At 71.0% G+C, this 17,720-nt stretch carries 20 protein-coding genes; 15 read left to right on the top strand and 5 right to left on the bottom strand.

What is annotated here, in order from left to right:
- The first annotated feature begins 2 nt into the window (after positions 1-2).
- Positions 3-668, top strand: coding sequence for a phosphoribosylglycinamide formyltransferase (gene purN, locus WAT24_RS03635; protein ID WP_336806471.1), 666 nt, complete (start codon positions 3-5; stop codon positions 666-668).
- Between the two features lie 52 nt (positions 669-720).
- Positions 721-1,407, top strand: coding sequence for a DUF3108 domain-containing protein (locus tag WAT24_RS03630; protein WP_336806470.1), 687 nt, complete (start codon positions 721-723; stop codon positions 1,405-1,407).
- Positions 1,408-1,626: 219 nt separating this feature from the next.
- Here WAT24_RS03630 and murA read toward each other — a convergent pair whose 3' ends face one another.
- Together murA and WAT24_RS03620 are read right to left on the bottom strand one after the other, a co-directional pair.
- The gene (gene murA, locus WAT24_RS03625; protein WP_336806469.1) at positions 1,627-2,886 is read right to left on the bottom strand and encodes a UDP-N-acetylglucosamine 1-carboxyvinyltransferase; all 1,260 of its coding nucleotides are present in this window, start codon (positions 2,884-2,886) and stop codon (positions 1,627-1,629) included.
- A 36-nt stretch (positions 2,887-2,922) separates the two neighbouring features.
- The gene (locus WAT24_RS03620) at positions 2,923-3,162 is read right to left on the bottom strand and encodes a BolA family protein (RefSeq protein WP_336806468.1); all 240 of its coding nucleotides are present in this window, start codon (positions 3,160-3,162) and stop codon (positions 2,923-2,925) included.
- Between the two features lie 156 nt (positions 3,163-3,318).
- On the opposite strand from WAT24_RS03620, the gene WAT24_RS03615 reads away from it, so the two are divergent.
- The 12 genes from WAT24_RS03615 (at position 3,319) to ptsP (ending at position 13,395) form a co-directional block, all read left to right on the top strand.
- Positions 3,319-4,326: a KpsF/GutQ family sugar-phosphate isomerase gene (locus tag WAT24_RS03615; protein ID WP_336806467.1), complete on the top strand. Its 1,008-nt coding sequence runs from the start codon at positions 3,319-3,321 to the stop codon at positions 4,324-4,326.
- 81 nt (positions 4,327-4,407) lie between these two features.
- A complete protein-coding gene (locus tag WAT24_RS03610) occupies positions 4,408-4,950 on the top strand; it encodes a KdsC family phosphatase (RefSeq protein ID WP_336806466.1) in 543 nt (180 codons plus the stop codon).
- Positions 4,941-5,543: an LPS export ABC transporter periplasmic protein LptC gene (lptC, locus tag WAT24_RS03605; protein ID WP_336806868.1), complete on the top strand. Its 603-nt coding sequence runs from the start codon at positions 4,941-4,943 to the stop codon at positions 5,541-5,543. The genes WAT24_RS03610 and lptC overlap by 10 nt, the downstream gene beginning before the upstream one ends.
- Entirely contained in the window at positions 5,500-6,129 is a 630-nt protein-coding gene (gene lptA / locus WAT24_RS03600; protein WP_336806465.1) for a lipopolysaccharide transport periplasmic protein LptA, read from the top strand. The genes lptC and lptA overlap by 44 nt, the downstream gene beginning before the upstream one ends.
- 3 nt (positions 6,130-6,132) lie before the next feature.
- Complete coding sequence (lptB, locus tag WAT24_RS03595; protein ID WP_336806464.1) at positions 6,133-6,852, top strand: LPS export ABC transporter ATP-binding protein; 720 nt, start codon at positions 6,133-6,135, stop codon at positions 6,850-6,852.
- An 87-nt stretch (positions 6,853-6,939) separates the two neighbouring features.
- The gene (locus WAT24_RS03590; RefSeq protein ID WP_336806463.1) at positions 6,940-8,379 is read left to right on the top strand and encodes an RNA polymerase factor sigma-54; all 1,440 of its coding nucleotides are present in this window, start codon (positions 6,940-6,942) and stop codon (positions 8,377-8,379) included.
- A 116-nt stretch (positions 8,380-8,495) separates the two neighbouring features.
- Positions 8,496-8,819 carry a ribosome hibernation-promoting factor, HPF/YfiA family gene (gene hpf / locus WAT24_RS03585; protein WP_336806462.1) on the top strand — a complete coding sequence of 108 codons (324 nt, stop codon included), beginning with the start codon at positions 8,496-8,498 and terminating at the stop codon, positions 8,817-8,819.
- A gap of 162 nt (positions 8,820-8,981) precedes the next feature.
- Positions 8,982-9,932, top strand: coding sequence for an HPr(Ser) kinase/phosphatase (hprK, locus tag WAT24_RS03580; protein WP_336806461.1), 951 nt, complete (start codon positions 8,982-8,984; stop codon positions 9,930-9,932).
- Positions 9,933-9,937: 5 nt separating this feature from the next.
- Positions 9,938-10,843 (top strand): RNase adapter RapZ, encoded by a 906-nt coding sequence (gene rapZ / locus WAT24_RS03575; protein WP_336806460.1) that lies wholly within the window; start codon positions 9,938-9,940, stop codon positions 10,841-10,843.
- A gap of 34 nt (positions 10,844-10,877) precedes the next feature.
- Positions 10,878-11,270: a PTS sugar transporter subunit IIA gene (locus WAT24_RS03570; protein WP_336806459.1), complete on the top strand. Its 393-nt coding sequence runs from the start codon at positions 10,878-10,880 to the stop codon at positions 11,268-11,270.
- The gene (locus tag WAT24_RS03565; protein WP_336806867.1) at positions 11,263-11,532 is read left to right on the top strand and encodes an HPr family phosphocarrier protein; all 270 of its coding nucleotides are present in this window, start codon (positions 11,263-11,265) and stop codon (positions 11,530-11,532) included. The genes WAT24_RS03570 and WAT24_RS03565 overlap by 8 nt, the downstream gene beginning before the upstream one ends.
- 132 nt (positions 11,533-11,664) lie before the next feature.
- Complete coding sequence (ptsP, locus tag WAT24_RS03560) at positions 11,665-13,395, top strand: phosphoenolpyruvate--protein phosphotransferase (RefSeq protein ID WP_336806458.1); 1,731 nt, start codon at positions 11,665-11,667, stop codon at positions 13,393-13,395.
- Between the two features lie 188 nt (positions 13,396-13,583).
- On the opposite strand, the gene ssb is transcribed toward ptsP, so the two are convergent.
- The 3 genes from ssb to WAT24_RS03545 all read right to left on the bottom strand — a co-directional run bounded on the left by ssb (position 13,584) and on the right by WAT24_RS03545 (position 16,567).
- On the bottom strand, positions 13,584-14,111 hold the full coding sequence (gene ssb, locus WAT24_RS03555) for a single-stranded DNA-binding protein (RefSeq protein ID WP_336806457.1): 528 nt from the start codon (positions 14,109-14,111) through the stop codon (positions 13,584-13,586).
- A gap of 217 nt (positions 14,112-14,328) precedes the next feature.
- Positions 14,329-15,297 carry a VTT domain-containing protein gene (locus tag WAT24_RS03550; RefSeq protein WP_336806456.1) on the bottom strand — a complete coding sequence of 323 codons (969 nt, stop codon included), beginning with the start codon at positions 15,295-15,297 and terminating at the stop codon, positions 14,329-14,331.
- A gap of 70 nt (positions 15,298-15,367) precedes the next feature.
- On the bottom strand, positions 15,368-16,567 hold the full coding sequence (locus WAT24_RS03545) for an MFS transporter (protein ID WP_336806455.1): 1,200 nt from the start codon (positions 16,565-16,567) through the stop codon (positions 15,368-15,370).
- A 134-nt stretch (positions 16,568-16,701) separates the two neighbouring features.
- On the opposite strand from WAT24_RS03545, the gene WAT24_RS03540 reads away from it, so the two are divergent.
- Positions 16,702-17,703, top strand: coding sequence for a polyprenyl synthetase family protein (locus WAT24_RS03540; protein ID WP_336806454.1), 1,002 nt, complete (start codon positions 16,702-16,704; stop codon positions 17,701-17,703).
- The last annotated feature ends 17 nt before the right edge of the window (positions 17,704-17,720 follow it).

Below are 17,720 nucleotides of genomic sequence, written 5' to 3'. Positions count from 1 at the left end.
CCATGCCCCACCCCCTCCGCATCGCCGTCCTCGCTTCCGGACGCGGCAGCAACCTGGCCGCGCTGCTGGCCGCGCGCGACCGTGGCGAGCTCGCCGCCGAGTTCGTGCTGGTCGCCAGCGACAAGGCCCAAGCGGGCGCGCTGCGCCTGGCCGAGGCCGCCGGCGTGCCCACGCTGGTGCTCGACCCCAGGAGCTATCCGGACCGCCGCGCCTTCGACCTGGAGCTGTTCGCGCAACTGGCCGCCAGCGGCGCCGAACTGGTCGTGCTGGCCGGCTTCATGCGCATCCTCGACGGCGAGGCGATCGCGCCCTGGGTCGGGCGCATGCTGAACATCCATCCGTCGCTGCTGCCCAAGTACCGTGGCCTGCACACCCACCGGCGCGCGCTGGCGGCCGGCGACCTCGAGCACGGCGCCAGCGTGCACTTCGTCACCGCCGAGCTGGACGGCGGACCGGTGGTGGCGCAGGCCACGCTGCCGATCGAGGCCGGCGAGGACGAGCACCGGCTGGCGCAGCGCCTGCTGCCGCTCGAACATCGCCTGTTGCCGGCCGTGGTGGCACTGATGGCCGCCGGCCGGCTGGCCTGGCGCGACGGCGGCCCGTGGCTGGACGGCGCCCCGCTCGCCGCGCCGCTGCGGCTGGGGCCGCAAGGCCTGGAACGATCCTGAACCCCGGGTTCAGCGAACCGGCGGCACACTGCAACGCATGACGCCACGACACATGCTCCGCCCCGCCCTCGCGCTCGTGCTGATCCTGGCCAGCGGCCTGGCCCTGGCTTCCCCGCCCAAGGCGTTCACCGCCACCTACCGCGTGCTGCGCGACGGCGCGCCGATGGGCGAGGCCAGCGTGAGCCTCAAGCCGCTCGGCGACGGCCAGTGGGAATACCGCAAGCACCTGCGCGGCACCTCGGGCCTGGCCGCCATGCTGGGCGCCGACGTGGAAGAGGTCTCGCGCTTCCGCTGGAAGGGCGACGTGCCCGAGGCGATCCGCTACGACTACCGCCTGGATGCCGCCATCAAGGCCAAGCAGCGCCACCTCGTGGTGGACTGGAACACGCGCCAGGTCACGGTGGACGAAGGCAAGGGCGCGATCACCTATCCGGCCAGGCCGGGCATGGTCGAGCGCAATACCACCGCGCTGGCGATCGGCCTGGCGCTGCAGGACGGACGGAAACAGATCGACCTGCCCGTCGCGGTGAAGCAGGAAGTGGAGGCGCAGCAGTTCAAGGTCGGCGGCAAGGAGAGGGTCGCCGTGCCGGCCGGCAGCTTCGACGCCGTGCGGGTCGATCGCACCGACGCCGACCGCGGCTTCAGCGCCTGGTACGCGCCCGGACGCTACCCGCTGCCGGTGAAGCTCTCGCAGAAGGATGGCGGCGACCTGACCATGGAGCTGGTGAGCTTCCGCTAGGGCCGGGCGCCCGCGCACCCGCCTTGAGCCCTCTCCTTCCGGGGAGCGGTCGGTGCTCGCCGGAAAGGCGTTCGTGCCGCGGGTGATCGCAGGGAAGGAAGCAAGGCCCGCTGCGAAGCAGATTGCCGCAAGAGCGCCCCCCCCCACCCGGGCCCTCTCCCCGACGGGGAGAGGCGTCAAGACGCAGTGCGGGCTTGCTGCAGGTGAAAGGTGAGCAGCTCAGCTCGGCAGGCGGCGGATCTTCGCCCCCAGCACGCCGAGCTTCTCCTCGATGTTCTCGTAGCCGCGGTCGATGTGGTACACGCGGTCTACCGTGGTGTCGCCCTGCGCCACCAGGCCGGCCAGCACCAGGCAGGCCGAGGCGCGCAGGTCGGTGGCCATGATCGGCGCACCGCTCATGCGCTGCACGCCCTGGATGATCGCGGTGTTGCCTTCCAGGCGGATGTCCGCGCCCAGGCGCTGCAGCTCGTGGGCGTGCATGAAGCGGTTCTCGAACACCGTCTCGGTGATCACGCCCACGCCCTCGGCCACGCAGTTGAGTGCGGTGAACTGCGCCTGCATGTCCGTCGGGAACGCCGGGTACGGTGCGGTGACGATGTTGACCGCCTTCGGCCGGCGCCCGCCCATGTCCAGCTCGATCCAGTCCGGTCCGGTGGACAGGTGCGCGCCGGCCTCCTCCAGCTTGGCCAGCACCGCGTCCAGCGTGCTGGCGCGCGCGCCGCGCGCGCGCACCTTGCCACCGGTCATCGCCGCACCGACCAGGAAGGTGCCGGTCTCGATGCGGTCGGGCAGCACTTCGTACTCGGCGCCGTGCAGTCGCTCGACCCCGTGCACCACCAGGGTGGAGGTCCCGATGCCCTCGACCTGCGCGCCCATGGCGACCAGGCACTGCGCCAGGTCGACCACCTCCGGCTCCTGCGCGGCGTTCTCGATCACGGTGGTGCCTTCGGCCAGGGTAGCGGCCATCAGGATGTTCTCGGTGCCGGTGACCGTGACCATGTCCATGGCGATGCGCGCGCCCTTCAGGCGCCGCGCCCGGGCCTTGATGTAGCCGTTCTCCACGCTGACCTCGGCGCCCAGCGCCTGCAGCCCGCGGATGTGCTGGTCGACCGGGCGCGAACCGATCGCGCAGCCGCCCGGCAGCGAGACTTCCGCTTCGCCGAAGCGCGCCACCAGCGGGCCCAGCACCAGAATCGAGGCGCGCATGGTGCGCACCAGGTCGTAGGGGGCGACGTGGCTTTCGATGGTGCGTGGGTCGACGTGCATCTTCATGCGGTCGTCCAGCACCAGCTGCACGCCCATGCGGCCGAGCAGCTCGATGAACGTGGTCACGTCGTGCAGGTGCGGCACGTTGGAAATGGTGACCGGGCCGTCGGCGAGCAGGCAGGCGGCGAGGATGGGCAGGACGGCGTTCTTGGCGCCGGAGATCGCCACTTCGCCGTGGAGCGGCTCGCCGCCGCTGATCAGAATCTTTGCCATGGGGGTCCTTCAGGAATGCAGGAAGCCGGCGCGGCCTCAGCGGCGCGCCGCGGCCTCCTCGGGAGTCAGCGTCTTCAGCGCCAGCGCGTGGATCGCCCCGCCCATCAGCTCGCCCAGCGTCGCATAGACCAGCCGGTGCCGTGCCAGCGGCAGCTTGCCGGCGAACTGGCTGGCGACGACCGTGGCCTCGAAATGCACGCCGTCGTCACCGCTGACCTGGGCCTGGGCGCCGGGCAGGCCGGCTTCGATCATCGCCTGGATACGGGCTGGGTCCATCGGAGGTCCATCGAGGAGGGGCAGGCGGGTGGATTCCGAACCGCTCGTGAATCCATCGCGCCGCGATATGACGTTAAAATGCGGATATGCCATGGTAGTGGAAATCCCGTGGCGCAGAAATGCCAGCGGCCCCCCCCTGCCGCCCGACGAGGCCCCATGAACGCACGCATCGCTCCGCCCGCCGCCAACCTGGACCCGGACGCGCTCGCCCGCAGCGCACGCACGGTCATCGCCACCGAGGCGGCCGCGATCCGCGCCCTGGAGCCGCGCGTGAACGCGGATTTCGTGCAGGCCTGCCGGCTGATCCTCGCCTGCCGCGGCCGGCTGGTGGTGAGCGGCATGGGCAAGTCAGGCCACGTCGGCCGCAAGATTGCCGCGACCATGGCCTCGACCGGCACCCCCGCGTTCTTCGTGCACCCGGGCGAGGCCAGCCATGGCGACCTGGGCATGATCCAGCCCGACGACGTGGTGCTGGCGCTGTCCAATTCCGGCGAAACCGACGAACTGCTGTTCATCCTGCCGGTGATCAAGCGCCAGGGCATCCCGTTGATCGCGATCACCGGCAACCCCAAGTCGTCCCTCGCGCACCAGGCCGACGTGCACCTGGACGCCAGCATCTCCAGCGAGGCCTGCCCGCTGGGCCTGGCCCCCACCGCCAGCACCACCGCCGCGCTGGTGATGGGCGACGCGCTGGCGATCGCGCTGCTGGAGGCGCGCGGCTTCACCGCCGAGGACTTCGCCCGCTCGCACCCGGCCGGCAGCCTCGGCCGCCGCCTGCTGCTGCACATCAGCGACATCATGCATACCGGCGACGGCATCCCGATGGTCGCGCCCGGCGCCAGCCTCACCGAGGCGCTGGTGGAGATGACCCGCAAGCACCTGGGCATGACCGCCGTGGTCGACGCCGACCGGCGCCTGCTCGGCGTGTTCACCGACGGCGACCTGCGCCGCGCACTGGACGACGACGGCGTGGACCTGCGCGGCGCCACGGTCGAGGCGCTGATGACGCGCGGCCCCAAGACCATCGCTTCCGACAAGCTCGCCATCGAGGCGGCGCAGCTGATGGAGAAGCACCAGATCCATGCGCTGCTGGTGGTGGACGAGGAACAGCGCGTCGTCGGCGCGCTGAACATCCACGACCTGCTGCGCGCACGCGTGGTGTGATCCGGCGCGGGCGGAACGCCGCCGCGCGAACCATCCGGCCGCGCCCTGCGCCTTTCCATTTCCAGCTCCGCCGACGACCCGATGCCCTACCTGACCGACCTCCCCGCCGATCTCGTCGCCCGCGCCGCCGGCATCCGCCTGGCGGTATTCGACGTCGACGGCACGCTGACCGACGGCCGCCTCTACTACGGCGAGGACGGCCGCGAGACCAAGGTATTCTTCGTGCAGGACGGGCTGGGGCTCAAGCGCCTGCAGGCCCACGGCGTGCAGGTGGCGATCATCAGCGCGCGGATCAGCCATCCGGTGGCGCTGCGCGCGGAGGAGCTGGGCATCGCCCACGTCTACCAGGGCCAGGGCGACAAGCGCGCCTGCCTGCTGGAATTGCTCGACGCGCTGCACCTCGCCCCGGCGCAGGCGGCGTTCGTCGGCGACGACCTGCCCGACCTTCCGGCCATGCGTGTGGCCGGTCTCGCCGTGGCGGTGGCCAACGCCCATCCGTGGGTGATCGAGCAGGCGCACTGGACCACCCGCCGCGCCGGCGGCCAGGGCGGCGCGCGCGAGGTCTGCGACCTGCTGCTGCACGCCCAGGGCCGGACCGACGCCGAACGGGAGCGCTGGCAGTGAGGGAGTGGCTGCGCGACCGCCGCCTGCTGGCGGCCATCGTGGTGCTGGCGCTGGCCGCCGGCACCGCGCAGCTGCTGCTGTGGTGGATCGGCCCGGCACCCAGGGCCAATGCCTTCGTCGGCCCGCCGCGCTCGGGCTACACGCTCAGCGATTTCAAGCTGACCCAGTACGGCCAGGACGGCCTGCCCAGCTTCCGCATCACCGCGCCCCGGCTGGAACGGCGCGAAGGCGACGACTCGCTGTACATCAATGCGCCGCAGTTCGACCTGCCCTCCAACCAGCCGGACGTTCCGGACTGGCGCGGCCACTCGCTGTACGGTTGGGTCAACCACAACGGCACCCTGCTCAAGCTGCAGGGACCGGTCTACATCAGCCGGCCGGCGTTCGACCACACGCCCGCCACCGAGATGCGCACCTCCGACGTCACCGCCTGGCCGAAGGAAAACCGCCTCGAGACGGCGGCCGCGACGCAGATCCGGCAGGGAACTTCTACAATCACCGGCGTCGGCATGCGTGCCAACCTCAACAACAAGCATCTGGAGTTGCTCGATGACGTCCACAGCACGCTCATGCCAAGCAAGCGCGGTTCTTAGGCTGGCCCTGCTGACGGCCGGCCTGCTCGCGCTGCAGCCGGCGCTGGCCAAGCGCAGCGACCGCGACAAGCCGGCCGACATCGTGGCCAAGTCCTTCGACGGATCGCAGCAGGACAATGGCTACATCATCTACAAGGGCCAGGTGCGCATCACCCAGGGCACGCTGCAGGCGACCGGCGACCTCGCCAAGGCCTACCTGGACGGCGACAACAACGTCACGCGCGTGGTGCTGACCGGCTCGCCGGCGCACATCCAGCAGCTCGACGACGCCGGCAACCTGATGGAAGGCAATGCCGCGACGATCGACTACGACAACGTCAAGGGCATCGCCGTGCTCACCGGCAACGCCATGGTCAAGCAGCAGGGCCGCGGCGAGGCCCACGGCGACAAGCTCACCTACGACACCGGCACCAGCCAGATGACCGGCGAGAGCCGCGGTGACGGCCTGGTGCACATGATCTTCAAGCCCAAGCCGCGGCCGGCCGGCAGTGCGCCGGCAAGCCGGCCCGCCGCGTCCGGCACCGCACCGGCGCCCGCGGCCAGCGCACCCGCACCCGCGCCCGCCACCAGTGCCGGGCAGCCCTGACCGATGCTCGCCGCGGAAGGTCTGCAGAAGCGTTACCGCTCGCGCCAGGTGGTGCGCGATTTCGGGTTCTCGATCCGCCAGGGCGAGGTGGTCGGCCTGCTCGGTCCCAACGGCGCCGGCAAGACCACCTGCTTCTACATGGTGGTCGGCCTGGTCGAGGCCGACGGCGGCAGCATCCGGCTCGATCGCCAGGACATCACCGGCCTGCCCATGCACGCGCGCGCGCGGCTGGGCATCGGCTACCTGCCGCAGGAGCCCTCGGTGTTCCGCCGGCTCAGCGTGGCCGACAACATCATGGCGGTGCTGGAGCTGCGCGAGGGGCTGAGCGCGCGCCAGCGCAACGAGGAGCTGGAAAGCCTGCTGGACGAGCTCAAGATCGCGCACATCGCCACCCAGAAAGGCATCAGCCTTTCCGGCGGCGAGCGCCGGCGCGTCGAGATCGCGCGCGCGCTCGCCGCGCAGCCGCGCTACATGCTGCTGGACGAACCGTTCGCCGGCGTCGACCCGATTTCCGTGGGCGAGATCCAGCGCATCGTGCGCCACCTGAAGGAACGCGGCATCGGCGTGCTGATCACCGATCACAACGTGCGCGAGACGCTGGGCATCTGCGACCGCGCCTACATCCTGAACGACGGCGAGGTGCTTTCGCGCGGCACCCCGGCGCACATCCTCGCCGACGAGAAGGTGCGCGAGGTGTATCTGGGGCGTGAATTCAGGTTGTGACGCAAGGCCCGCGCCGGCCCGCGGCCGCTATGGTCGCGTCACGAGCGCCGGGGTAGGATGACCCCACGTCCTTCCCCCATGGCTGGCATGAAACCTGGGCTCCAGTTCCGCCTCAACCAACAGCTCACCCTGACGCCGCAGCTGCAGCAGGCGATCCGTCTGTTGCAGCTTTCGCAGCTCGAGCTGGAAGCGGAACTGCGGCAGATCGCCGAAAGCAATCCGCTGCTGGAGTTGGAGGAGGAAGCGGCCACGCCGGACGGCGAGGAGGAGAGCTACGCCGCCACCCCCGCGGAAGCGCCCAGCGTCGACCACGACGTCGACGACACGCCCGAGTGGGCCGAGACCGATGCGCCGGCCGAGACGCCGATCGACTTCTCGCTGGGCAGCGCGGGCAGTGCCGGCTCCCGCCCGGACGAGGATTTCGAGCCGCAGAACGCCGCGCCGGAGACGCTGCAGGAACACCTGCTGTGGCAGCTCAACCTGTCGCCGTTCAATTCCCGCGAGCGGCTGATCGCCACCGTCATCATCGACGCGCTCAACCCCGACGGCTACCTGTCCGAGGGGCTCGAGGGCGTACTGGCCGCGCTGCCGGCCGATCTCGACGCCAGCGCGGAGGAGATCGAGGTCGTCCGCCGGCAGTTGCAGCGCTTCGACCCCACCGGCATCGCCAGCCTGGACCTGCGCGATTGCCTGCGGGTACAGCTCGAGCAGTTCGACGCCACGACGCCGCACCGGGACCTGGCGCTGCAGATCGTCGCCGGCGAGCTCGAGCTGCTGGCGCGCAACGACCTGGCCAGGATCGCCCGCAAGCTGCGCGCCAGCGAGGACGACGTCGCCGCGGCCGCGCTGCTGATCCGCGGCCTCGACCCGCGCCCGGGCGCCGCGCTGGACGCCACGCCCGTGGAGTACGTCGCCCCCGACGTCTACGCCTACCGCGACGGGAGCCGCTGGAAGGTCAGCCTCAACCCCGATTGCCAGCCGCGGCTGGGCCTCAACCAGCACTACTGCAGCCTGATAGCGCAGGCGCGTGGCGAGGATGCCAGCTGGATGCGCGGCCAGCTGCAGGAGGCGCGCTGGCTGATCAAGAGCCTGGAGTCGCGCGCCGAGACCCTGCTCAAGGTGGCCGAGGCGATCGTGCGTCGGCAGAGCGCCTTCCTCGACTACGGCCCCGAAGCGATGCACCCGCTGGTCCTGCGCGAGGTGGCCGAGGAAGTCGGCATGCACGAATCGACCATCTCGCGGGTGACCACGCGCAAGTACATCCACACGCCGCGTGGCACCTTCGAGCTCAAGTACTTCTTCTCCAGCGGCGTCGCCACCGAGGATGGCGGCGGCGCCTCGGCCACGGCCATCCAGGCCATGATCCGCAAGCTCATCGAGGCGGAGGACCCACGCAAGCCGCTGTCCGACCAGGCGCTGGCCGAGGAGCTCAACCGCAAGGGCATCCAGGTCGCGCGCCGCACCGTGGCCAAGTACCGCGAGGCACTGCGCATCCCCAGTTCCAGCGAGCGCCAGCGCGCCGGCTGAACAGCGCACTTGCAACCCGCCGGAACGCTCCCATACGAACGAAAGACCGGCATGCCGAAACCCCGCGGCATGCGAACCCGCCGCCCACCGGCGGCTTGTACCAGAGGAGGCGACCCATGCAGTTCCAACTCACCGGCCAGCAGATCGAAGTCACCCCGGCGTTGCGCGCCCATGCCGAGTCCAAGCTCGATCGCCTGACCCGCCTCGACGAAAAGTGCCTTGGCCTGACCATGGTGCTTTCGGTGGACAAGCTGCAGCATTGTGCCGAAGCCACCCTCACCACCTCGGGAGCGGCCCTGCACGCCGCCGCCTGCGAGGCCGACATGTACGCCTCCATCGACGTGGTGTTCGACAAGCTGGTCGCGCAGCTGCGCCGCTACCGCGACAAGCTGACCGACAAGCACCAGCAGGAAGCGCGCGAGGCACGGCAGTTCGGCTGACGGCCTCGGCCGATCGCGGTCCAGGACCCGCCTTCCGAGGCGGGTCTTTTTTTGCGTGGCAGGCGCCGCCCGGCGCATTCCGAACGCGCCGGGACAGCCAGGCCGCACGCACCACCCCCAACTGGCACAATGGCGCCCACCGCCTACCGGCAGGGGAGCCACTTGGAACGTCTGACCGCACGACAACTCTTCGACGGCGTCCACGAGCGCATGGGCCTGCGCTGGGTGTCGGGCATGCGTGGCGAAGGGCGCGTGCTCGAGCGCGGCGCGACCGCCACGCGCCGGCCCTCGCTGATCGGCTACCTGAACGTGATCTACCCCAACAAGGTGCAGATCATCGGTACCGAGGAGCTCAACTGGCTGGACGGCCTCGATTCGCGCCAGCGCTGGGAAGCGATGCACAAGATCGCCGCCTACCAGCCGGTGGCGCTGATCGTGACCAAGGACCAGACCATCCCCTCCGACCTGCGCGAGGTCGCCGAGGAGACCCACACGCCGCTGTGGATCAGCACCAAGCGCGGCCACGAACTGCTGACCTGGATGCAGTACCACCTGGCGCGCATGCTGGCGCCGCGGATCACCCTGCACGGGGTGTTCCTGGAGGTGTTCTCGATTGGCGTGCTGATCACCGGCGAATCGGGCTCGGGCAAGAGCGAGCTGGCGCTGGAGCTGATCAGCCGCGGCCACCGCCTGGTTGCCGACGACGCCACCGAATTCACCCTGATCGCTCCGGACGTGATCGACGGCACCTGCCCCGAGCTGCTGCAGGACCTGCTGGAAGTGCGCGGCCTGGGCGTGCTCAACGTGCGCGAGATGTTCGGCCACACGGCGGTCAAGCATTCGAAGTACCTGCGCCTGGTGGTGCACCTGAAGCCCATGCGCGAGGGCGAGGACATCGACGCGATGACGCGCCTGACCGGCGATACCAGCCACCGCGAGATCCTCGAGGTGCCGGTGCCGATGATCACCATCCCGGTGGCGCCCGGCCGCAACCTGGCGGTACTGGTGGAAGCCGCGGTGCGCCATCATATGCTCAAGAGCAAGGGCATCGACCCTGCGCAGACCTTCATCGACCGCCAGGCGCACCAGATGCGCCGGCTTCCGCCCTGGTGAACCTCGTGAGTGCCAACGAGCCAACGCTGCCTGGCAGCCTGAACGATTCCAACGCCGTGCACCTGGTGGTGCTCACCGGCATGTCCGGCGGCGGCAAGACGGTCGCGCTGCGTGCGCTGGAGGACCTGGAGTTCTACTGCGTCGACAACCTGCCCAGCGGGCTGCTGCCGCAGCTGGTGCAATCGGTGATGCAGGACGGCGGAGGGCGCCGCCGGCGTATCGCGGTGGGCGTGGACGTGCGCAACCGCGGCGAAGACTTCGAGCACATGCCGCTGGTGCTGTCCGAGCTCGCCGCCGCCGGCGTGCACGTGCACCTGGTCTTCATCGACTGCCGCGACGAGGTGCTGATCAAGCGCTACTCGGAGACCCGCCGGCGCCACCCGCTGGCGCTGCGCGGCGTCTCGCTGGCCGATGCGATCGCCGAGGAGCGCCGCCTGCTGCGCCCGCTGATCGGCATTGCCGAGAAGGTGATCGATTCGAGCGAGCTGAACGTGCACCAGCTGCGCCGCCTGATCGCCACCGGCTACGCGCAGGCCACCGAAGGGCTCACGCTGATGTTCCAGTCCTTCGCCTTCCGCCGCGGCCTGCCGCTGGATTCGGATTTCGTGTTCGACGCGCGCTGCCTGCCCAACCCGCACTGGCAGCCGAAGCTGCGGCCGCTGTCGGGCAAGGACGCGCCGGTGCGCGAGTTCCTCGAGGCCGATCCGCTGGTCGGCGAGTATTTCGCCGATACCGCGCGCTGGCTGGACGCCTGGCTGCCCCGCTTCGAGCAGGACGACCGCAGCTACGTCACCATCGCGGTGGGCTGCACCGGTGGGCGGCACCGCTCGGTCTACCTGGTGGAGCGCCTGGCCGCGCACTACCGCGCCCGCCGCGAAGGCGTGCTCACCTTCCACCGCGAGCTCGAGTGATGGGCGCGGATCGGGTCAAGCGGGAGCGGATGCGGTGAGCGTGGGCGTGCTCCTGATGACGCACGAGGCGGTCGGCAAGGCGCTGATCTCCGCCGCGAAGCACGTCATGCCCAAGCTGCCGCTCAAGGTCGACGCGGTCGAGGTACCGGCGCAGGCCGATCCCGACGTGATGCGCACACTCACCGCGCACCACGCGCGCGAGCTCGACCAGGGCGACGGCGTGCTGGTGCTGGCCGACCTTTACGGCGCCACGCCCTGCAACATCGGGCTGTCGCTTTCGGCGCTGGGCGTGCGCCTGCGCTGCGTCTCCGGACTCAACCTGCCGATGCTGCTGCGCGTGCTCAACTACGCCGAGAAACCGCTGGACGAACTGGCGCAGATCGCCGCCCATGGCGGCCGTGGGGGAATCTTCATTGACCATGCTTGAACAGGACATCGTCGTCTCGAACAAACTCGGCCTGCACGCGCGCGCCTCGGCCAAGCTGGTGCAGCTGGTGCAGGGCTTCACGGCCACCGTGTGGCTGGTCAGCAAGGGCCGCGAGGTCAACGCGCAGAGCATCATGGGCGTGATGATGCTTTCGGCCGGCATCGGCACCCCGCTCACCGTGCGCGCGGATGGCCCCGACGAGGCCGAGGCGCTGGCCGCCGTGGTGGCGCTGTTCGAGCGCAAGTTCGACGAGGGGGCCTGACGTGCGGAACGGGGATCGGGAAACCGGGAACGGGTGGCGCGCTGCCGGTTCGCGCGGGCGCGCGCGCGTTCGCCGCGCGCCGCATGCCCGCCGTTGCCCGTTCTCCGTGCCCGGCGTCACGGGAGCCGTGCCATGAGGCAACTTCTTCCCGGCACCCCGGCCTCCAAGGGCATGGCGCTGGGCCGTGCGCGGCTGGTGCAGCCGAGCCGCTACCTGGTCGACACCCGCCCGCTGGCCGAGGAGGAGGTCGAGGAGGAGCTCCAGCGCCTGCATCGCGCGCTGGATACCGCACGGCAGGAACTGCACGATCTGCGCAGCAAGCTGCACGGCGCGCTGGCACGCGAGGTGAACGAGTTCATCGACGCGCACAGCCTGCTGCTGGACGACGCGGAACTGCTGCGCGGCCTGGACGAGCTGGTGCGCGTGGGCCACTACCGTGCCGGCGTGGCGCTGAAGAAACAGCGCGACCGCCTGGCCAAGGTGTTCGAGGCGATGGACGATCCCTACCTGCGCAGCCGCCGCGAGGACGTCGACCAGGTGATCAACCGGGTGATCTCCGCGCTGCAGCGCCAGACCAGCCGGGAGGAGCGCAAGCTGGCCGCGCGCGTGGGCGAGATCCTGGTCGCCGACACCATCGCGCCGGCCGACATGGCGCATCTGGTCGGCAACGGGCTGCTCGGCGTGGTGGCCAGCTCCGGCAGCGCCTACTCGCACAGTGCCATCCTCGCGCGCAGCCTGGACCTGCCGATGCTGGTGGGCGTGCGCGACGCACTGGCGACCATCCACGACGACGACCTGATCCTGCTCGACGCCGAGCGCGGCGAGACCGTCGTCCATCCCACCGCGCAGGACCTGGCCCGCTACCGCGCGTGGCAGCGTGAGGCAGCGCAGGAAGGGCGGCGGCTGGCCAAGCTGGCGAATGCGCCCACGCGTACGCGCGACGGCGTGCCGATTCGCCTGTTCGCCAATGCCGAGACCGCCGCCGACATCGCGCTGGCGCGCGCCCGCGGGGCGGACGGCGTGGGCCTGTACCGCACCGAGTTCCTGTTCCTCAAGCACAAGGGCCTGCCCTCCGAGGACGAACAGTTCATCGCCTACCGCGACCTGGTGCTGGGCATGGGCGGCCTGCCGGTGACCATCCGCACGCTCGATCTCGGCGCCGACAAGGCCGATGCCGCCGGCCTGACGCTGCGCGGCGAGGACAACCCGGCGCTGGGTGTGCGCGGCGTGCGGCTGTCGCTGCGTTATCCGGCCGTGTTCACCACCCAGATCCGCGCCATCCTGCGCGCCGCCTGCTACGGCCCGGTGCGCGTGCTGGTGCCGATGGTCACCCAGCCGGACGAGTTGATCGCGGTGCGCACGCTGTTCAAGCTGGCCCGCCAGGATCTCAAGCGCGAGGCGATCGACCTGCCCGAGAAATTGCCGCTGGGCGCGATGATCGAAGTGCCGGCCGCCGCGCTCAACGTGCGCGCGCTGCTGGAGCACGCCGACTTCCTGGCGATCGGCACCAACGACCTGGCCCAGTACGTGCTCGCCGCCGACCGCGGCAACGACGGCCTGGAGAACATCTACAACCCGCTACAGCCCGCGCTGCTGCGCCTGATCGCCTACGTGATCACCGCTGGCCGCCGCGCGAACAAGCCGGTCAGCCTGTGCGGCGAGATCGGCGGCGACGTCAACTTCACCGCGCTGCTGCTCGCGCTGGGCCTGTGCGAGTACAGCATGCATCCGAGCCAGCTGCTGCACGTGCGCGACCGCCTCGCGCTGCTCGACCATGCCGCATTGCGTCGCCAGGCCGCCCGCCTGGTCCGAGCCCGCACCCACGAGGAAGTCGCGGCGTTGCTGGAGGAGCTGGGCCAGTGACCGGGGTTGCCGGCGACACCACCGCGCCGCCGGGACGCCGCCGCCGCGCAGGCATCGCCGAGCGCGCCACCCGGAGCCGGGCACCCTTCGCCCGCCCTGCCCGCCGGCGGCCGTTTGCCGGGCTGACCGCGAACGCAAAGAAAAGCCCTCCGTAGAGGGCTCTTCGTTCGGCTGGAGGAGCGGCGCCGTCAGAACGGAATGTCGTCGTCGTCGAAGCCGCCGCTTTCGGCCGGCGCCGGCGCGTTCTGGCGCGGGGCGTTGCCGTAGTCGCTACCACCGCGCGGCTGGCCGCCGTAGCCGCCGCCCTGGCGCTGGCCACCCCCCTGCGGGCGCTCGCGGTAGCCACCGCCACCGGCGCCGCCCGTGCCGCCACCCTCACCGCCGCCGCCGAGCATCTGCATCTCGTTGGCGATGATGTCGGTCGAGTAGCGCTCGATGCCGTCCTTGTCGGTGTACTTGTCGGTGCGCAGCGAACCCTCGATGTAGACCTGGCGGCCCTTCTTCAGGTACTCGCCGGCGATCTCGGCCAGGCGGCCGAACAGCTTCACGCGGTGCCACTCGGTCCGTTCCTGCTTCTCGCCGCTCTGCTTGTCGGTCCATTGCTCGGACGTGGCGATCCGCAGGCTGGTGATCGCCGTGCCGCCGCCGGTGTAGCGGGTCTCCGGGTCCGCGCCCAGGTTGCCGACGATGATGACCTTGTTGATGCCGCGTGCCATGTGGATTCCTCGCTGTGCTGAGGCCGGCGCGTGCGCCGGCCCCCGTCATGGGTTCGCCGGCGGCGCCGGCGGCTCGATCCCTATCATACTTGCCTGCCCCGGCCACGCACGCCGCGTCGCGTCCGCCTGCGCCGCGGCGGGCTGCCCGGATCGGCCCGCATCGCGGTCGGTGGACATCCCGCGACGTGACGCGCGGCCGCCCGGGGCACGCTGCGACTCACACCGCAGGCGTCGCTCCCTGCGGCGCGGCCGGCAGATGCTCCACGGCCTGGCCGGAGGCGACCCAGGCATCGAGGCCACCCCGCAGGGGACGCACCCGCCGGTATCCCTGCGCCATCAGCAGCCGTGCGGCCCGCGCCGCGGACACCTCGTTGGGGCAGTTGCAGTAGAGCACCAGCTCGCGCTCGCGCGGCACGTCGGCCAGCAGCAGGTCCAGCGTCAGCGGATCGAACACCTGCGCGCCGGGAATGCTCCGGCCATCCAGTTCGCGCGAACCGGCCGCACGCACGTCCAGCACCAGCGGCGGCTGCGCCGAACGCAGCGCCTGCGCCAGTTCCCCGACCTCGATGCGCGCCATGCGCAGCGCCACCAGCAACCGCCGGCGCTGCCACCACTTGAACAGGATGTAGGCCGCGAGCAGGGCGACCAGCAATTCGACCGCCAGCGTGCCGGCGCCCTCGAACGCCGTCAGCGCATGCTCGACGCCATCGGCGAACACGTAGCCCAGCGCCACCGCCAGACCGGCCCACAGCAGCGAGCCCAGCGCGTCGAACAGCAGGAAGGACCGCGCCGGCAGGCCCATCGCACCGACCAGTGGCGGCGCCACCGTGGACAGGCCCGGCACGAACTTGGCCACCAACAGCACCGGCGCACGCCAGCGCTGGAAGCGCAGCTCGGACTGCTTCACGCAGGAATCCGGCGAAAGCGAGATGCGGCAGAGCGTGCGCATGACGCCGGCACCGTAGCGGCGCCCGGCCTGGTACCAGGCGAAGTCGCTTAGCAGGCAACCGGCGAGCGCGACCAGCAGCACGCCGCCCAGCGGCAACCGGCCGGCAGCGGCGAGCGCACCGGCCACCACCAGCGTCGGCACGGCCGGCAGCGGCAGGCCGGCCTGCTCGACCAGCACGTTCAGGAAAACCAGCAGCAGGCCGTATTCGGCGATCAGCGCGATGATCTGGTGGGACACGAGGCCAGCCTCGCATGGGTGGGATGCCGGCGCATATGGGGGCGGCACCCGGCCGGCGCAATCGGCCCGCTCAGGCCACCTGGCCGGCCACCGCGCGGGCGGCGATGCGGCGTGCGCCGATCGCCACCAGCGGCAGCCACAGCAGCGTGGCCGCCGCCGCGCAAAGGAACACGCCGCTCACGCCCAGCCGACCCAGCGCCAGCCCGCCGATCGCCCCGCCGACGAACGCGCCGAGGAACTGGCTGGTCGAATAGGCGCCCATCGCCGCGCCACGCAGGTGCGCCGGCGCCAGCCGCGACACCAGGCTGGGCAGCGCCGCCTCGAGCAGGTTGAAGGCCGAGAAGAACGCCGCGGCCGAGACGCCCAGCCAGGCCAGGTGGCCATCCGTTCGCGCGAAGCCGAGCAGGGCCAGTCCGATCGCCGCCACGCAGGCCTGCACGATGCGCAGGCTCTGCCCGATCTCCTTCATGCGGTGCAGCGTGGCGCCCATCACGAAGGCGGCGGTCGCCATCACCGGCAGGTACAGCTCCCAGTGGCGCTCTACCGGCAGATGCAGCCGCGCGGCCAGCAGCAGCGGCAGGCCGACGAAGCTCGCGGTCAGCAGCAGGTGCAGGAAGAACACCGAGCCGTTGAGCACCAGCAGCCGGCCGTCACGCAGCATCGCCAGCACGCCTGCCAGGCTGGCTGCCGCAGGTGCGCGCGCGCGTTCGGGTGTCGGCACGATCGCCCACAGCAGCACCAGCGAGAGCAAGGCCAGCACCGAAGTGGCGCCGAACAGACCGGACAGGCCACCGATCGCCTCCAGCGGCGGCCCGAGGATCAGCGCCAGCAGGAACGCCACGCCGATCGACACGCCAATGATGCCCATCACCTTGCCGCGCTGCTCCTCGCGGGTGAGGTCGGCCGCCAGCGCGGTGCCGGCCCCGGCCACCGCGCCCATGCCCTGCAGCGCGCGGCCGACCACGATGCCCTCTAGCGTGTGCGCCAGTGCCGCCACCAGACCACCGGCGGCAAAGATCAGCAGCCCCAGCGTGATCGCCGGCTTGCGTCCCATCCGGTCGGACAGCAGGCCCAGCGGGATCTGCAGCAACACCTGGCCCAGCCCGTAGACGCCGAGCGCCAGGCCGATCAGCAGGTCGCTGGCGTCCGGCATGCGCCTGGCGTAGAGCGAGAACACCGGCATGATCAGGAACAGGCCGAACAGGCGCAGGCTGATCACGCAGGCCAGGGTGAGGGCGCTGCGGCGTTCGAGGGGGGAGAGTCGGCTCACCGGAACGGCTGGGTGCAGGAAGGCATCGCCCGATTATACGAGGCCGCCTACGGTAGCCGGTTGCGGCGCCGTGTCGCGGCGCCGCGCGCGGCGGGCATGGCCCTATAATCGGCCGTCTTGCCACCCGGACTCCCATGCGCCCGATGCCTGCCGACGCCAGCCGCCCCGCCGACTTCGCCACCGTGCGCGAACTGGCCGCCGCCGACATGCGCCGCGTGGACGCACTGATCCGCAACCGGCTCGCATCCGACGTGGTGCTGATCAACCAGATCGCCGACCACATCATCGCCGGCGGCGGCAAGCGGCTGCGCCCGATGCTGCACGTGCTGGCCGCCGGCGCGGCCGGCTACGCGGGCGCGCAGCACATCAAGCTCGCCGCGGTGATCGAGTTCATCCACACCTCCACGCTGCTGCACGACGACGTGGTCGACGAGTCCGACCTGCGTCGCGGCCGCAAGACCGCCAACGCGCTGTGGGGCAACGCCGCCAGCGTGCTGGTCGGCGATTTCCTCTATTCGCGCTCGTTCCAGCTGATGGTGGAACTGGACGACATGCGCGTGATGCGCATCCTGGCCGACACCACCAACACCATCGCCGAGGGCGAGGTGTTGCAGTTGCTCAACATCGGCAATGCCGACGTGGACGAGGCGGCCTACCTGGCGGTGATCGAGCGCAAGACCGCGGTGCTGTTCGCCGCCGCCACCGAACTGGGCGGCCTGCTCGGCGGGCTGCCGGCCGCTCAAGTGGCGGCGCTGCGCCGCTACGGCATGGAGCTCGGCTACGCCTTCCAGATCGCCGACGACCTGCTCGACTACACCAGCGATGCCGACACCCTGGGCAAGAACGTCGGCGACGACCTGGCCGAGGGCAAGCCCACCCTGCCGGTGATCTATGCCCTGCAGCAGGCCTCGCCGGCGCAGGCGCAGGCCATGCGCCACGCGATCGAGCATGGCAGCCTGGAATCGCTCGACGAGGTGGTGGGCGTGATCCGCGCCTCCGGCGCCATCGAGCGCACCCACGCGCAGGCCGTGCGCCACGCCCGCGCCGCCCGCGAGGCCCTGGCCACCCTGCCCGCCTCGGTGTACCGCGACGCGCTCGCCGCGCTGGCCGATTACTCCGTGCAGCGCGCGTTCTGAGCTCGCGGAAGCCCGCC

The organism is Fulvimonas yonginensis (assembly GCF_037137055.1).
GTDB lineage: Bacteria > Pseudomonadota > Gammaproteobacteria > Xanthomonadales > Rhodanobacteraceae > Frateuria_A > Frateuria_A yonginensis.
The sequence above is the reverse complement of the archived record's forward strand: the minus strand, read 5'-3'. Positions and strand labels throughout refer to the sequence as shown.

What these genes read in the sequence shown, in the direction of transcription:
- purN (WP_336806471.1), top strand. Translation starts at nt 3, where the DNA reads ATGCCCCACCCCCTCCGCATCGCCGTCCTCGCTTCCGGACGCGGCAGC.
- WAT24_RS03630 (WP_336806470.1), top strand. Translation starts at nt 721, where the DNA reads ATGCTCCGCCCCGCCCTCGCGCTCGTGCTGATCCTGGCCAGCGGCCTG.
- murA (WP_336806469.1), bottom strand. Translation starts at nt 2,886, where the DNA reads ATGGCAAAGATTCTGATCAGCGGCGGCGAGCCGCTCCACGGCGAAGTG.
- WAT24_RS03620 (WP_336806468.1), bottom strand. Translation starts at nt 3,162, where the DNA reads ATGGACCCAGCCCGTATCCAGGCGATGATCGAAGCCGGCCTGCCCGGC.
- WAT24_RS03615 (WP_336806467.1), top strand. Translation starts at nt 3,319, where the DNA reads ATGAACGCACGCATCGCTCCGCCCGCCGCCAACCTGGACCCGGACGCG.
- WAT24_RS03610 (WP_336806466.1), top strand. Translation starts at nt 4,408, where the DNA reads ATGCCCTACCTGACCGACCTCCCCGCCGATCTCGTCGCCCGCGCCGCC.
- lptA (WP_336806465.1), top strand. Translation starts at nt 5,500, where the DNA reads ATGACGTCCACAGCACGCTCATGCCAAGCAAGCGCGGTTCTTAGGCTG.
- lptB (WP_336806464.1), top strand. Translation starts at nt 6,133, where the DNA reads ATGCTCGCCGCGGAAGGTCTGCAGAAGCGTTACCGCTCGCGCCAGGTG.
- WAT24_RS03590 (WP_336806463.1), top strand. Translation starts at nt 6,940, where the DNA reads ATGAAACCTGGGCTCCAGTTCCGCCTCAACCAACAGCTCACCCTGACG.
- hpf (WP_336806462.1), top strand. Translation starts at nt 8,496, where the DNA reads ATGCAGTTCCAACTCACCGGCCAGCAGATCGAAGTCACCCCGGCGTTG.
- WAT24_RS03565 (WP_336806867.1), top strand. Translation starts at nt 11,263, where the DNA reads ATGCTTGAACAGGACATCGTCGTCTCGAACAAACTCGGCCTGCACGCG.
- ptsP (WP_336806458.1), top strand. Translation starts at nt 11,665, where the DNA reads ATGAGGCAACTTCTTCCCGGCACCCCGGCCTCCAAGGGCATGGCGCTG.
- ssb (WP_336806457.1), bottom strand. Translation starts at nt 14,111, where the DNA reads ATGGCACGCGGCATCAACAAGGTCATCATCGTCGGCAACCTGGGCGCG.
- WAT24_RS03540 (WP_336806454.1), top strand. Translation starts at nt 16,702, where the DNA reads ATGCGCCCGATGCCTGCCGACGCCAGCCGCCCCGCCGACTTCGCCACC.